This is a genomic window from Methylocystis bryophila (genome assembly GCF_027925445.1).
GTDB classification, from domain to species: domain Bacteria; phylum Pseudomonadota; class Alphaproteobacteria; order Rhizobiales; family Beijerinckiaceae; genus Methylocystis; species Methylocystis bryophila.
In genome coordinates, this window is sequence record NZ_AP027149.1 from 1,144,616 (window position 1) to 1,157,586 (window position 12,971).

Below are 12,971 nucleotides of genomic sequence, written 5' to 3' on the forward strand. Positions count from 1 at the left end.
GCCTCGTCCGCGAATCGCGATGAGTCCCCTGCGCAACCTCTCTCTGAGACGGCTCGAGCCCGTCACGGAGGCCGGGCCCAGCGGCGTCGCTGGATTTGACCGCGAGGGGCCGAGCCTTTACAATCCAATCGTAGCCTGCCGCCCCTTCGGGGCGGCGGTTTGTTTTTGGGCTCGAGCGCGATGCGGGCCGCCCTACAGACGCGCCGCCTAGAGCATGTCACGGAAAAGTGCGAAGCGGTTTTCCGGTGAGGACATGCTCTAAGTTCATGATTTGGAGCTGTGTCCTTTTCGATCGCGTGATTCCGCGCGATCGGGACGCGCTCTAGGGGAGCGAGAGCTTTGACGTCGGCGCTTTATCCAACTTACGCTCGCGCGGATCTCGCCTTCGAGAGCGGCGAGGGCCCTTGGCTCGTCGCGAGCAACGGCGGGCGTTATCTCGATTTTGGCGCGGGAGTTGCCGTCAACTCGCTCGGCCATGCCCATCCGCGCCTTCTCGAAGCCTTGCAACAGGGCGCGACGCGGCCCTGGCACGTCTCCAACCTCTATCAGATACCCCAGGCGGAACGGCTCGCGCAGCGGCTCGTCGACGCGAGCTTCGCGGACGAGGTCTTTCTTTGCAATTCCGGTGCGGAAGCGATCGAATGCGCGATCAAGACCGCCCGCAAGTTCCACGCCGCCAACGGCGAGCCGCAACGCTACCGGCTGATCACCTTCGAAGGCGCGTTCCACGGCCGCACGCTCGCCACTCTCTCCGCCGGCGGCAATCGCAAATATCTCGACGGCTTTGGCCCGCCGGTCGAAGGTTTCGATCAGGCGCCCTTCGGCGACCTGGCCGCGGTGGAGACGCTGATCGGCCCCGAGACGGCGGGCGTGCTCATCGAGTCGATCCAGGGCGAGGGAGGCATTCGCGTGTTTCCGCTCGAGTTCCTGCGCGCGCTCCGCACGCTTTGCGATCAGCGTGGCCTGCTGCTTGTCGTCGACGAGGTGCAGACCGGAGTTGGGCGATTGGGAAGCTTTCTCGCCATCGAAAGAGCGGGCGTTTCACCCGACATTGCTGCGCTCGCGAAGGGACTCGGCGGCGGATTCCCCATTGGCGCCTGCCTTGCGACGAAAGAAGCGGCCAAGGGCATGACGCTCGGCGCCCATGGATCGACTTTCGGCGGGAATCCGCTCGCGGCGAGCATCGCCAATGCCGTTCTCGACGTTGTTCTCTCGGAAGGTTTTCTCGAGCGCGTCAAACGGCTGGAGCCGGTGCTGCGCCAGCAGCTCGCCGAGCTCGAGGACGAGCATCCGCAGATCATCGACAGCCTGCGCGGCGAGGGGCTGATGTTCGGCCTCAAGACGCGCGTCCCCAATCTCGAATTTCTCAAAGCGGCGCGTGACGCGGGGCTGCTCCTCGTCGCGGCCGGCGACAATGTCGTCCGCCTCCTCCCGCCGCTCATTATCGACGAGAGCCATATCGCGGAAGCCGGCAAACGACTGCGCGCCGCCTGCGTTGCGCTGGAGAGCGCGGCGCTTGCTGGAGCGGCGCAGTGACCAAAGGACCGGCAAAAGGCGCGCCGCGCCATTTTCTCGATATTTCCCAGCTCCCCGCGAACGAGCTGCGCGCCATTCTTACGCGCGCGGTCGCCATGAAGGCGCGCCGGATCAAGGGCGTGCTGTCCGCGGAGCGCCCGCTCGCCGGAAAGTTCCTCGGCATGGTCTTTGACCGGCCCTCGACGCGCACGCGCGTTTCCTTCGACGTGGCGATGCGCGAGCTCGGCGGCGAGACGATCATGCTGACGGGCGCTGAGATGCAGCTCGGCCGCGGCGAGACGATCGCCGACACGGCGCGCGTGCTCTCGCGCTTTCTCGATGCGGTCATGATCCGCATCTTGGATCGCGACGATCTGCTCGAGCTCGCCGAGCACGCCGCCGTGCCCATTATCAATGGATTGACGAAACATTCGCATCCCTGCCAGGTCATGGCCGATGTGATGACTTTCGAGGAGCATCGCGGCCCGATCGCCGGACGCCGTGTCGCCTGGAGCGGCGACGCCAACAATGTGCTGACGAGTTGGGTTCATGCGGCGCAGCGCTTCGACTTCGAGATCAACATCGCGACGCCGCGAGATCTGCGGCCCGCCAAGGAGCTTCTCGACTGGGCGAAGAAACATCGCGCCAGGCTCAACCTCTGCCATGATCCCTATGAGGCGGTCGCCGGCGCCGACGCGGTCATCACGGATTGCTGGGTGTCGATGGGCGACGAGGAAGAGACGTATCGGCACAATCTCCTTGCGCCCTTCCAGGTCGACGAGAAGCTGATGAAGGCGGCGGCCAAGGACGCGATCTTCCTGCATTGCCTGCCGGCGCATCGCGGCGAGGAGGTCACCTCCGCCGTGATCGACGGTGCGCAATCGGTCGTTTTCGACGAGGCCGAAAATCGACTGCACGCTCAAAAAGGCATCCTGACCTGGTGCCTGGACGCGAGTGCGTCGTGAAGGGCGCGCCGGCGAGCCGTCCCGTCTCGAACGAGCCCGAGGACGACAGCGTGCTGGCCTTCGCCGTGCCGGGGCTCGATCTGCGCGGCCGCATCGTGCGGCTGGGGCCGGTCGTCGACGAGATCCTGACGAATTACCCCTATCCGGAATCGGTCGCGCGCGCGCTCGGGGAAGGGGTCGCGCTCACCGCGCTGCTCGGCTCGATGATGACGCGCCACGACCGCTTTCAGCTGCAGACGCGCAGCGATGGCGCGATCGACCTTCTCGTCGTCGATTACGATCCGCCGGGGCGGCTGCGCGGCTTCGCCCGTTACGAAAAAGAAGGGGAGGCGCCGCTCGGCGCGCCCGCGGAGCTTCTCGGGCGCGGCCATATGGCGCTCACGATCGAAAATCCCGAGGAGGACGCACGCCATCAGGGCGTCGTCGCCCTCGAGGGCGAAGGCTTGGCCTTGGCTGCCTTCGAATATTTCCGCCAGTCCGAACAGATTCCCTCCTTCCTGCGGCTGGCGGTCGCCGAAGTCGTCGAGCCGCGGGGCCGGCGCTGGCGCGCCGGCGGCATATTGCTGCAGTTCCTGCCGCCGCGAGGCGCGTCGCTGATCGAGTCCACGGGCGAAGTGCCGGATTCCTGGAACGAAGGCGTCGCGCTGGCGACCACGATCGCAGACCATGAGCTCGTCGACCCGAGCCTTTCCGCTGAGCGCCTGCTTTACCGCCTATTTCACGAGCGGGGAGTCACCGTGGAGACGGCCCGGCCCCTCAAGGCGGGCTGCCGCTGCACCGACGAGCGCGTCGAAAACATGCTGAAGAGCTTTTCGTCGCAGGACCGCGCCGACATGGTCGGAGACGACGGCCGCATCGTCGTCACCTGCGAATTCTGCAACAGGCGGCGCATCTATGATCCGGCGGCGCTGGATTGAGACGCAGGCGCAGCGAAGCGAGCCCCGCGAAGCTGAAACTAAATCACCTGAACCTTGCGGGCGCCGGCGCTTTCGTGGCACAGCGTGCCTAGGTTTCCTCAGGCGAGAGTCCGCGGTGAATAAGACCGAATTGCGAAAGTTGCAGGCCTTCCTGCGCAAGTCCTTTGGCAACGAAGGGGTACTCGTCGGGCTCGATCCCAAGGACGAGGATGCGGCGGCTGTGCGGCTCGGCGAGCGCCAGATCGCCAAGATCACCGTCGACGACGAGGACGGAGACCGCTCCTTCGCCTTCGCGATGAAAATTCCCGTCGGCCGCGAGGTCCTGCAGTCCTACCTGCAGAAGCTTTTCGAGAACGAGCGCCTCACGCTCGCGGCGCGAGGCCGCAAGGGCGATTTCGTCGAGCTCAACAGCGGCGAGGACTTCCTCGGCGTCATCTCGGCGGACGACGCCAGAGGCTCGAGCTATACCTTGCAGATCGCCATTCTCGACATCGATCTCGACGAGTTTTAAGCGCGCCGGGGTCATGGCCTCGATTCAAACGCTCGAACCGCCCCGCTTCGCGGGAGAGGGAGCGGGCCCTGTCCCCCATCATCGCCGGTCGTTGGCGTCCCCTCTCCCGCGAGCGGGGGAGGGACAGGGAGGGGGCTTAGAGCGCGGCCGGATCGCGTGGGCGCCATCGCCGCAAACGGTGATCGGTCATGCCCGCGCTTGTCGCGGGCGTCCGCGCCAGCGGGCGCCACGGGCGTTCGCAAATGGACGTTGCGGTTCAATGTCTTGCGATTGCGCAGCGGGATGGCGTGGATGGCCGGGACGAGCCCGGCCATGACGACCCTTGAAGCCTGCTTGCCGCCCTTCGGTATTACTTCACATCCAGCAGCTCGACATCGAACAGCAGCGTCGCGTTCGGCGGGATGACGCCGCCGGCGCCGCGCGCGCCATAGCCGAGATCGGGCGGAATGATCAGCGTGCGCTTGCCGCCGACCTTCATCGTCGAGACGCCTTCGTCCCAGCCGGGAATGACCTGGCCCACGCCGATCTTGAATTGGAAGGGCTGGCCGCGGTCCTTCGAGCTGTCGAATTTCTTGCCCTTGGCGCCGTTCTCATAGAGCCAGCCCGTGTAATGCACCGTGACGGTCTGCCCGGTCTTGGGCTCTGCGCCGGTTCCGACCTTCGTGTCGATGTTCTTGAGGCCGGACAGCGTCGTCACGGCCTTGCTGTCCTCGAGCGCGATCGCAGGCGCCGACGCTACGCCGAGGAGCGGCAGGGAGAGAAGAATACCGGCGAGGGCCGTGGTGAGAGAAGATCTCGTCATGCTGCTGTCTCCGTGGTGGGGAATTTCATCTTGGCGTCAGGCGAGGAGCCCGTTGTCGCGGGCGAGTTGCGCCAAGTCCTTTTGCGGGCGAGCGCCGAAATGCGAGATGATCTCGGCCGCTGCGAGCGCGCCGAGCCTTGCGCTTCTATCGTGCGGCAGGCCTTGCGTGAAGCCCGCGAGAAAGCCAGCCGCGAAGAGATCGCCGGCGCCGGTCGTGTCGACGATTTCCTCGACCGCGAAGGCCGGGACGCTCACGACGCCGGCCGCGTCCGCGACGAGGGCGCCCTGGGCCGAGCGCGTGACAACGCCGAGCAAGCCCTTCTCCGCCCGCAGCGCCACAAGCGCCGTGTCGAAATCGGCGGTCTGATAGAGCGAATGCAGCTCGCTTTCGTTGGCGAAGACGATGTCCACCAGCTGGTCGCGTATGAGGCCGAGAAACTCGTCACGATAACGGTCGACGCAGAAGGCGTCGGAGAGGCTCAACGCGACCTTGCGCCCTTTCGCGCGGCTAAGCTTTGCGGCCTTCAGGAAAGCCTCCTTGGCGGCCGGCGGGTCCCAAAGATAGCCCTCGAGATAGAGGACCTTGGCGTCGGCCGCTTGCGCTTCGTCGATGTCCGCGGGGCCGAGCGCCTGACAGGCGCCGAGAAAGGTGTTCATCGTGCGCTGGCCGTCCGGCGTGACGAAGATCAGGCAACGCGCCGTCGCCGCGCCGTCCGTCGCAAAGGGCGTCTCGAAAGCGACGCCCGCCTTGCGAATGTCATGCGCGAATTCGCGACCGGCTTCGTCTTCCTTGACCTTGCCGACGAAGCCGACGCGGCAGCCGAGGCTGGCTAAGCCCGCCATCGTATTCGCGGCGGAGCCGCCCGAGACGATCGTTGTCGGCCCCATGTCGGCGTAAAGCGCGTCGGCGCGGGCCTCATCGATGAGCTGCATCGCGCCTTTATGGAGGCCGGCGCGCGCGAGCGCGTCATCCTCGGCGCGGGTGAGCACGTCGACGATGGCGTTGCCGACGCCGAGCACGTCGAGGGTCGTGGTCATTGAGCAAATCCGTGCGGTGCATGAGAAAACCGCCTCGAGACTCGAGGCGCGGGCTTCCTAGCGCGCTTTCCGCTCGAAGGGAACCATTCGAGGGCGAATGTCTCGCGCGAGCCCGAGCCGCCCCTCGTTCCGATCGCTCCGCATATCCAGCGCGCGACGAAACTCGCTGTGTGAAGGAGGCTCGCGAAGCTGCGTCAAGATGGACGCCGCTTCGCGCTTTCGTGGGTTTTCCTCAGTGCAGGAGTTTTGCGAGGATGAAGTCGACAATGATGACGAATGTCGCAGAGAGAGCGAAAGCCGGAAAGTTCCGCAGCTTGCCGTGGCGATAGATGTAGGCGAAGGCGAAGAAGTTCCAGATGCAGAGCGGAAACAGGAGAAAGCTGACGAGACGAGCGGTTGGCAGCGGCGGCGGCAGCGCGATCGCGAACACGAAATGCAGCACGATGGAGGCGAGCGCGATCACGGCGCCGACGCCCGCGAGCGCGGTGATGGTTTGAACGACCCGGTCGCGCGCGTCGTAGCGCGGCAGCAGGAGGGCTGTGAGCCCGCCGACGAGCCCCGCGCTGGCGAGGCCGAAACCGATCGACCCGAGAAAGCTATGCTCGGGCAAATGATCAAGGCTCTGAAGCACGGCATAGACGCCGAGGCTGCCGGCCATCAGCTGCGTGTTGATGGGAAGCTTGCCCTGTCCTCCCTCGAGCGTGAGGATGTCGAGGAACGCCTTGGGCGTTCCATTCGCCCAATTCGTCCAAGCGGCCGGCACATTGATCGCCATGAGGATCTTTATCCGTGAGTTGGAGCGCGAGATTCGGTTCGGCGTCGAGGACGCGAAGGAGGCTGCGCTCGAATTGATGACAGGACAACCGTCCGCGAGCGGGACGCCCGCCCGCTTTTGGCCGCTCAGAGGCTTCTTAACACGGCTCGCGGCGCGCGAAAACAGCCGGAGGCAAGCGGAACGCCGCGGCGCGGGCTCGGAAAGCCGGCGCCGACGGCGAGCCAAGGGGGCGTTTCACTTTCGCCCGCCAACATTGAGGAGGCGCTGCAAAAACCAGATGGGGAAGACGATCGCGGCGCCCGCCACCACATAGTCGATGAGCTCGCGCACGGCGCCAAAGCCCAGCGCATAAATGCGCCGGAAGAAGTTCGCGAGCCCCATGAGAATGTCGGCCGGGCGGATCTCGAGCCACATCATCAGGGCGCCGACGACGAGCGACATAAGAAGCAGCTTCAACGCCACCGCGGCCGGCGAGCCGCCTAGGAAGGACTCGAGGCCGTTCGCCGGTTCGGACGCGGGCTCTTGCGAGGCGCCAGAGGGCGCGCGCGCGCCATCCGCGCCGGCGCCTTGGGCGCGATCGAGATGTGGCCAGTTGGACAGAGGGTTGTCGTCTTGCGTCACTTGAAACGCTCCTTGATTCTCGGCGCTCAGATTCGGTCGCCCGAGTTCTCTTCCTTAAGAATACGCACCATGCGGCGAAAGAAGCGTTCGACGAAATTGAGCGTCCGCTCGAGCTCTTCTTCCCTTGGCAAGGGCGACGCGCCCGTTTGATTGTGCGCCCCACCGCGACTGGCCTGCAACTCGATGTTCTGACGCCGCAGCTCGGCGATCTCCTTCTCGAGCGCGGCGCGCTCGTCGGCGCCGGCCCGGCAGATGGATTGGCCGGCTTCGACAGTGCAGAAGGACACGGCGCCGGTCTGTTTGTCGAGCCGCAGGAAACCGCCCTGGGCGGGCGTCATCGAGAAACGATCCATAGGAGCCGGCGGCTCAGCGGTTTGCGGTGGCGGCGCCGTCGTTTGCGCCAGCGCCCCCGGCGCGGCGAGCGACGCTGCAGCGAGCGAAATGGGGAAGGCTACGGCGCGCACGGCGGAGCCTCTCCAAGGGAGCGCCAGCGGCGCCGGCAGGCGGGGGGCATGGAGTCTCGCAAAAGTTGGTAGACTTTGGCGACCAAAACTCGCTCCAGCTTTTCGACCTGGCGCGAACTCGCAATCCTCGAACCCCTCCGTTCAAGGGGAAAGCGCGCTACGTAGCCGCCGAGGGCGCCGGCACAGCACATGGTGAGCCCCGGGGCGAGCGTCAATGGCCCAGCGGCCGAACAAGACGAGGTCCGCGTGATCATTGGCGGCAACAGCACAACTTTGGGATTAGCCTGAACAGCTGTCGCCTCGCCCGGGGATGGCCCGTGGTCTCCGAGGAAGTCGCGAAGGTACGAGCTCGAAGATGAAAAAAGGCTATAAGGACTTGTTGGCTGAAGCCAACGCGTTGGTTGACGTAGTCAACCCCGCCGAAGCACGGCTTCTCCTCGATCGAGACGACGTCCTTTTCGTGGATCTTCGGGAGCTTCGAGAGCGGGAGCGCGAGGGAAGCATCCCCCGGGCGTTTTCCTGCCCGCGGGGAATGCTCGAGTTTTGGATCGACCCTGAAAGCCCCTATGCAAAACCCGTGTTCGCGCAGCCAAAGAAATTTGTGCTTTTCTGCGCCAGTGGTTGGCGCTCCGCGCTTGCGACAAAGACGGCGCTCGAGATGGGCTTAGAGAGTGTTTGCCATCTCGAAGGCGGGTTTTCAGCTTGGCGAAAAGCAGGAGGTCCGGTCGAGCCGATAAATCCCAAAAGCGAGTGATAAAGCCTAGCGCCCTGAGGGGCGCGGAGGGAATCACTCCGCCGGCGCTGCGCGGACAGGCTTAGGCGCTGTGGGCAGCGTCGCGGCGAGCCGCGTCGCAAGGACAATGACCGCGATCGTCGCCAGATAGACCACGCCTTGCAGCGCCGACGGCTGGTCCGCGTAGCCAATTAGCGTGCGCAATACGCGCCCCACGACGCCATTGTCGGGCAGGATCGCGGAGGTGTCCCAAAGCGTTTGCGTGAGCACAGGCGCCAATCCCGCCTGCTGCAGGAAGGCCGCGCATTGGGAGGCCAATCCCGCGGCGAGCAGCGTCACGAGCACAGCGGTTGCGCCAAAGAGCTTGCCCGGCGGGATCTTCACGAGCCCGTAGAAGGTGAGGAAGCTCAATCCCGCGCCGAGCGCGAGGCCGATCACGCCGCCCGTGAGCAGATTGGCGGTCGATTCTCCCGAGACCAGAATGCCGTAAAGGAAGAGCGCGACCTCGGCGCCTTCGCGCAGCACGGCGACGCCGACGACCATCGCGAGCGCGACAAAGCCCTTCTCGCCCGTCTTGACCGAGTGGCCCACCGCCGACAATTCGCGCGCGAGCTCGCGCCCGTGCCGCGCCATCCAGATGTTATGCCAGGCGAGCATGAGCACGGCGAAGCCGAGCACGCCCGCGTTGAAGAGCTCCTGCCCGCGCCCCGCGAGCGCGCCGGAGAGCTGTTCGGCGAAGGCGGCGACGATGAGCGCGCCGAGGAGGCCCGCGACGGCGCCGGCGACGATCACGCGGCGCGTGCCAGGGACGCCGCGCGTGACGGCGAGAGCGATCCCGATGATCAGGCCGGCTTCGATAACCTCGCGAAAGACGACGATGAGCGCGCCGAGCATGAATGACCGCCTATTCTACGATCAGCACGCCTTGGGCGGTTTTCTCATGATAGTCGCCGAAGAAGCTATATTTGCCCGGCGCGAGCGCGGGAATGCGCACGGTCGCCTGCGCCTTGCCGGCGACAACTTTCTCGATGCGCAACGGCTTGCTCTCGAATTCTTCCGCCGTCGCATCGAGATTCTTGACCGTCAACGTGATCGCCTTATTGGCCGGCGCATGAAGCTCGGCAGGCTCGAAGCGATGGTCCTTGATCTCGACGCCAAGGCTCGTTTCCTCGGCCGATCCCGCGCCCGCATAGCAGGTCGCGGCGAGCAGAATCCCGGCGGCGACGAATTTTCTGAGACGTGTCACGAAGCAGTTTTCCTCTCGCTTGGCATGCGTGGAGCCAGCCTAGCAGGCCGCAGCAGACGGTCAATGTCGATGTTCTGGACGAGTTCCAAGCTCGACCTGCAGAAAATTTCAAGACTTGCGGGTCCGAGACGCCGCCTACTCCGGGTAGCCGTGCCGGGACTTGCTCGCTCGCAGCAGACTTAGCGCCTTCGCCTCGTCGCCATAGGCGCAGGCGCTCTGGGCCTCGGCGATCTCCTTTTGAATCCGCGAATGGACCTTTTTATCGACGTGGCCCATCGCGAGGTCGTTGTCTTGAATTGCGCGATAGCGAGCGACGGCCGAGGCGCAGCCGGGGCCTTCCGGAATCGTCGCGCTTGTCTGCGCCGCTGGCGCCGCGACCGGGGGCGGCGGAGGTGGCGCGGCGCTGTTGCAGCCGGCTGCGAGCGCCGCGAAAGAGAGAGCCGCCGTCAGGAAGGCTGCGTTACGTCGCATATCGATCCCTCGGTTGTTGGAGCCGTTCCGCAAAAGTTTTCTTATCGCTCGAATGATTCCGCTCAAGCGCGCAGCGCGCTAGAGCGAGCGCTGGAAATGCATCACGCCCGGGCCTTTGAAGGCCTTGATGATGAGCTGGTCGCCTTTGAGGTCCCAAAAGGGGCCGCCGAGCAGAATTGCCCAGAACTGCTGCTCAAAGGCCTTTTGCGCCGGGTCGCAGGGCGATTCGGTGAAGGCCGGCATCGTGCGCGGCCCAAACCGATCTGGACCCACCGCGAAAATTCCCGACCAGTTCTTGCAGCCCGAAGAGCCGTTGGCGCGTCCGGTCGAATCGATTCGCAGCCACATTTCGGCGGGCGGCGCCTTTCCGTCGATGTCGACGAGGTTGAAAATCAAATTATGCGGAAAGGGCGTGTAGCGCGGCGGCGCCTCGCTTTTTGTCTCTTCTTGCTGTTGCCCTTCGTCTTTTTGTTGCTTCTTCTTGGCCTCCGCCGGCGCGACGGCCAGAGCGTAGGCGCACAACACGAGGGTGAGCGTGGTCGAAAGGCTTTTCATTCTCCCCATCCCTTTAATCGTCACAGCTCACAACATGCTGGGCAGGACTCGATCGGGCGGTCTGTGCCCGTCGATGAAGGTTTTGATGTTCACAATGACCTTCTCGCCCATGTCGATGCGGCCCTCGATGGTCGCCGACCCCATGTGCGGCAGCAGCGTCACTTTGCCCGCTTGGGCCAGCTTGAGGAGCTTGGGAGAAACTGCCGGCTCGTGCTCGAACACGTCAAGACCCGCCCCCGCGAGTTCGTCGGACTCGAGCATGCGCACGAGCTCATTCTCGTCGACGATCTCGCCGCGCGCGGTGTTCACCAATATCGCGTGCGGCCGCAACTGCTTCAGACGACGCGCCGAGAGCAAATGGTAGGTCGCCGGCGTGTGGGGACAGTGGATTGAGAGAATGTCCACGCGCGCCAGCATCTGGTCGAGGCTCTCCCAATAGGTCGCCTCGAGCTGTTCCTCGATCTCCGCCGGCAGCCTGCGGCGGTTGTGGTAATGAATGGAGAGGCCGAAGGCATTGGCGCGTCTCGCCAGCGCTTGGCCGATCCGGCCCATGCCGACGATGCCGAGGCGTTTGCCGGTGATGCGCCGACCGAGCATCCAGGTCGGCGACCATCCGCCCCAAGAGCCCGCGCCAATCACATTGGCGCCCTCAACAATGCGACGCGCGACCGCGAGAATCAGCGCCATCGTCATATCGGCCGTGTCCTCGGTCAGCACACCCGGCGTGTTGGTCACGGTGATCGACCGCCGGAGCGCCGAAGCCACGTCAATATTGTCCACGCCATTGCCGAAGTTGGCGATCAGCTTCATTTGCTCGCCGGCTTGAGCGATGAGGCTGGCGTCGATCCGGTCGGTGATGGTCGGCACCAGCACGTCGGCGGTGCGCATCGCCTCGGCGAGCTCCTCATGGGTTGGCGGCTTGTCGTTTTCGTTGAGGCGCGCGTCGAAGAGCTCGCGCATGCGCGTCTCGATCACCTCGGGCAGGCGACGCGTCACGACGACGACGGGCTTCCTTTTCGGCATTTTCGCCTTCGCTCCCACTCCCGATGCATTATTTTCCTAGCAGGAAAACCGGCCATCGGATACGCCGATCTCGCGGACGCGCCAGGCCGAGCAGCGTTCGAGCGCGCGCTTCAACTCGCTGTTAACGCCGCTGCGCCGAAAAATCGGGCTGGCGCGGACTAAGCTCCGAGCCCGGCCTTCTAACAGATGCCGGGCCAAAGACAAGACGAGCGGCGGGCTGTGTCATCGCGTTGCATGAAGGGTCTCGATCAATGCTGTGGATTTCGCGCCTGATCAGAAGAGGGTCGTCGCCGTTGCTCGCCTTTCTCTTCGTCCTGGCCGCTTCGGTTAGCGGAACGCCGGGCGCTTCCGCGCAGCAGGCGCAGCTTGGACCTGTCTCGAAACTTCCGCTTCCACGATATGTGAGCCTCAAGTCGGATCGGGTCAATTTGCATGAGGGTCCGAGCAAGGAGCACCCGACACGTTGGATCTACGAGCGCGCGGGCCTGCCGGTGGAGGTGACCGCAGAATTCGAGATCTGGCGTAAGATTCGCGACTCGGAAGGCGGCGAGGGATGGGTGCTCCATTCGCTGCTGTCGGGACGCCGCACCGCGCTCGTCGCGCCCTGGAAGAAGGAGCCGCTCCTGCTCACCGCCGCCGACCACCAGCAGCCCGTAGCGAAGCTTTCGCCGGGCGTGATCGCGCTGCTCAAATCCTGCGACGGCGAATGGTGTCGGCTGCAAGGGCCGGGCTTCGACGGCTATATGAAGCAGGAAAATCTTTGGGGGGTCTATCCGGGCGAAAAGGTTCAGTGAAGCCCCGCGGCCCGCATTTTTGAGTGCACTTAGACGTGAGGGCGATGCCGAAAGAGCTGCGCCCTCACGCGATCAGTCGTCATCGCGGGTGAGCCGCACCACGACGTCGATGCGCGCGACTTTCATTCCCGGCGGGGGCGGGGGCACATTGGCCACGGCCACAGCGCCCGAAATGTCGAACAGCTCCTCGCCGTCCTCCAGCAGAAAATGATGGTGCTCGGAGATGTTGGTGTCGAAATAGACGCGCGCGCCATCCACCGCGATCTCGCGCAGAAGGCCCGCGGCCGTGAACTGATGCAGCGTGTTGTAGACAGTGGCGAGCGAGACCGGCATCTGCGCGGTCGTCGCCTCGTCGAAGAGCTTCTCTGCCGTCACGTGGCGATCGCCCCTGCTGAAGAGCAATTCCGCCAGCGCCACGCGCCGACGCGTTGGCCGCAGCCCGGCCGCGACCAGTCGCTCCGCGAATGCGCCCGCGCTCGTCTCCACGACAGAGTCGTCACTTTGCCCGGCGGCCGATGGCGTCGTCGTATCCATGCTCATG

General features: G+C 64.9%; 17 protein-coding genes. 6 read left to right on the top strand and 11 right to left on the bottom strand.

Translation table 11 applies throughout. From position 1 onward, the window contains the following. The first annotated feature begins 339 nt into the window (after positions 1-339). From QMG80_RS05290 to QMG80_RS05305, 4 genes are all read left to right on the top strand, one after another. Positions 340-1,536: an aspartate aminotransferase family protein gene (locus QMG80_RS05290; protein WP_085771871.1), complete on the top strand. Its 1,197-nt coding sequence runs from the start codon at positions 340-342 to the stop codon at positions 1,534-1,536. Next, a complete protein-coding gene (gene argF / locus QMG80_RS05295; protein WP_085771872.1) occupies positions 1,533-2,480 on the top strand; it encodes an ornithine carbamoyltransferase in 948 nt (315 codons plus the stop codon). Before QMG80_RS05290 ends, argF begins: the two co-directional genes overlap by 4 nt. Continuing rightward, positions 2,456-3,397: an Hsp33 family molecular chaperone gene (locus tag QMG80_RS05300; protein ID WP_085771873.1), complete on the top strand. Its 942-nt coding sequence runs from the start codon at positions 2,456-2,458 to the stop codon at positions 3,395-3,397. Before argF ends, QMG80_RS05300 begins: the two co-directional genes overlap by 25 nt. Before the next feature lie 115 nt (positions 3,398-3,512). Further along, positions 3,513-3,908 (top strand): DUF3126 family protein, encoded by a 396-nt coding sequence (locus tag QMG80_RS05305; RefSeq protein WP_085771874.1) that lies wholly within the window; start codon positions 3,513-3,515, stop codon positions 3,906-3,908. A 349-nt stretch (positions 3,909-4,257) separates the two neighbouring features. Here QMG80_RS05305 and QMG80_RS05310 read toward each other — a convergent pair whose 3' ends face one another. The 5 genes from QMG80_RS05310 to QMG80_RS05330 form a co-directional block, all read right to left on the bottom strand. Beyond that, positions 4,258-4,710 (bottom strand): FKBP-type peptidyl-prolyl cis-trans isomerase, encoded by a 453-nt coding sequence (locus tag QMG80_RS05310; RefSeq protein ID WP_085771875.1) that lies wholly within the window; start codon positions 4,708-4,710, stop codon positions 4,258-4,260. A 36-nt stretch (positions 4,711-4,746) separates the two neighbouring features. Then, a complete protein-coding gene (locus tag QMG80_RS05315) occupies positions 4,747-5,748 on the bottom strand; it encodes an adenosine kinase (RefSeq protein WP_085771876.1) in 1,002 nt (333 codons plus the stop codon). Positions 5,749-5,980: 232 nt separating this feature from the next. Continuing rightward, a complete protein-coding gene (locus QMG80_RS05320; RefSeq protein ID WP_158658736.1) occupies positions 5,981-6,523 on the bottom strand; it encodes a hypothetical protein in 543 nt (180 codons plus the stop codon). A gap of 234 nt (positions 6,524-6,757) precedes the next feature. Then, entirely contained in the window at positions 6,758-7,144 is a 387-nt protein-coding gene (locus tag QMG80_RS05325) for a DUF6460 domain-containing protein (RefSeq protein ID WP_245299902.1), read from the bottom strand. A gap of 26 nt (positions 7,145-7,170) precedes the next feature. Further along, positions 7,171-7,608 (bottom strand): hypothetical protein, encoded by a 438-nt coding sequence (locus tag QMG80_RS05330; RefSeq protein ID WP_245299903.1) that lies wholly within the window; start codon positions 7,606-7,608, stop codon positions 7,171-7,173. Between the two features lie 355 nt (positions 7,609-7,963). On the opposite strand from QMG80_RS05330, the gene QMG80_RS05335 reads away from it, so the two are divergent. Beyond that, entirely contained in the window at positions 7,964-8,362 is a 399-nt protein-coding gene (locus QMG80_RS05335) for a rhodanese-like domain-containing protein (RefSeq protein WP_085771878.1), read from the top strand. A 33-nt stretch (positions 8,363-8,395) separates the two neighbouring features. On the opposite strand, the gene QMG80_RS05340 is transcribed toward QMG80_RS05335, so the two are convergent. The 5 genes from QMG80_RS05340 to QMG80_RS05360 form a co-directional block, all read right to left on the bottom strand. Continuing rightward, positions 8,396-9,235 (bottom strand): FTR1 family iron permease, encoded by an 840-nt coding sequence (locus tag QMG80_RS05340; protein ID WP_085771879.1) that lies wholly within the window; start codon positions 9,233-9,235, stop codon positions 8,396-8,398. A gap of 10 nt (positions 9,236-9,245) precedes the next feature. Next, complete coding sequence (locus tag QMG80_RS05345) at positions 9,246-9,587, bottom strand: cupredoxin domain-containing protein (RefSeq protein ID WP_085771880.1); 342 nt, start codon at positions 9,585-9,587, stop codon at positions 9,246-9,248. Between the two features lie 135 nt (positions 9,588-9,722). Beyond that, positions 9,723-10,058, bottom strand: coding sequence for a hypothetical protein (locus QMG80_RS05350; protein WP_085771881.1), 336 nt, complete (start codon positions 10,056-10,058; stop codon positions 9,723-9,725). Between the two features lie 78 nt (positions 10,059-10,136). Next, positions 10,137-10,613 (bottom strand): META domain-containing protein, encoded by a 477-nt coding sequence (locus tag QMG80_RS05355; RefSeq protein ID WP_085771882.1) that lies wholly within the window; start codon positions 10,611-10,613, stop codon positions 10,137-10,139. A 27-nt stretch (positions 10,614-10,640) separates the two neighbouring features. Next, positions 10,641-11,636 carry a 2-hydroxyacid dehydrogenase gene (locus QMG80_RS05360; RefSeq protein WP_085773692.1) on the bottom strand — a complete coding sequence of 332 codons (996 nt, stop codon included), beginning with the start codon at positions 11,634-11,636 and terminating at the stop codon, positions 10,641-10,643. 251 nt (positions 11,637-11,887) lie between these two features. Between QMG80_RS05360 and QMG80_RS05365 the strand changes: the two genes are divergently transcribed. Next, the gene (locus tag QMG80_RS05365) at positions 11,888-12,430 is read left to right on the top strand and encodes an SH3 domain-containing protein (protein ID WP_085771883.1); all 543 of its coding nucleotides are present in this window, start codon (positions 11,888-11,890) and stop codon (positions 12,428-12,430) included. A gap of 72 nt (positions 12,431-12,502) precedes the next feature. On the opposite strand, the gene irrA is transcribed toward QMG80_RS05365, so the two are convergent. Then, the gene (irrA, locus tag QMG80_RS05370) at positions 12,503-12,970 is read right to left on the bottom strand and encodes an iron response transcriptional regulator IrrA (protein ID WP_102938092.1); all 468 of its coding nucleotides are present in this window, start codon (positions 12,968-12,970) and stop codon (positions 12,503-12,505) included. Position 12,971: the final 1 nt, after the last annotated feature.

Bases quoted from the DNA above. Each gene is read 5' to 3' on its own strand.
- QMG80_RS05340 (WP_085771879.1), bottom strand. From the start codon at position 9,235: ATGCTCGGCGCGCTCATCGTCGTCTTTCGCGAGGTTATCGAAGCCGGC.
- QMG80_RS05335 (WP_085771878.1), top strand. From the start codon at position 7,964: ATGAAAAAAGGCTATAAGGACTTGTTGGCTGAAGCCAACGCGTTGGTT.
- QMG80_RS05315 (WP_085771876.1), bottom strand. From the start codon at position 5,748: ATGACCACGACCCTCGACGTGCTCGGCGTCGGCAACGCCATCGTCGAC.
- QMG80_RS05350 (WP_085771881.1), bottom strand. From the start codon at position 10,058: ATGCGACGTAACGCAGCCTTCCTGACGGCGGCTCTCTCTTTCGCGGCG.
- QMG80_RS05360 (WP_085773692.1), bottom strand. From the start codon at position 11,636: ATGCCGAAAAGGAAGCCCGTCGTCGTCGTGACGCGTCGCCTGCCCGAG.
- QMG80_RS05365 (WP_085771883.1), top strand. From the start codon at position 11,888: ATGCTGTGGATTTCGCGCCTGATCAGAAGAGGGTCGTCGCCGTTGCTC.
- irrA (WP_102938092.1), bottom strand. From the start codon at position 12,970: ATGAGCATGGATACGACGACGCCATCGGCCGCCGGGCAAAGTGACGAC.
- QMG80_RS05355 (WP_085771882.1), bottom strand. From the start codon at position 10,613: ATGAAAAGCCTTTCGACCACGCTCACCCTCGTGTTGTGCGCCTACGCT.
- QMG80_RS05320 (WP_158658736.1), bottom strand. From the start codon at position 6,523: ATGGCGATCAATGTGCCGGCCGCTTGGACGAATTGGGCGAATGGAACG.
- QMG80_RS05310 (WP_085771875.1), bottom strand. From the start codon at position 4,710: ATGACGAGATCTTCTCTCACCACGGCCCTCGCCGGTATTCTTCTCTCC.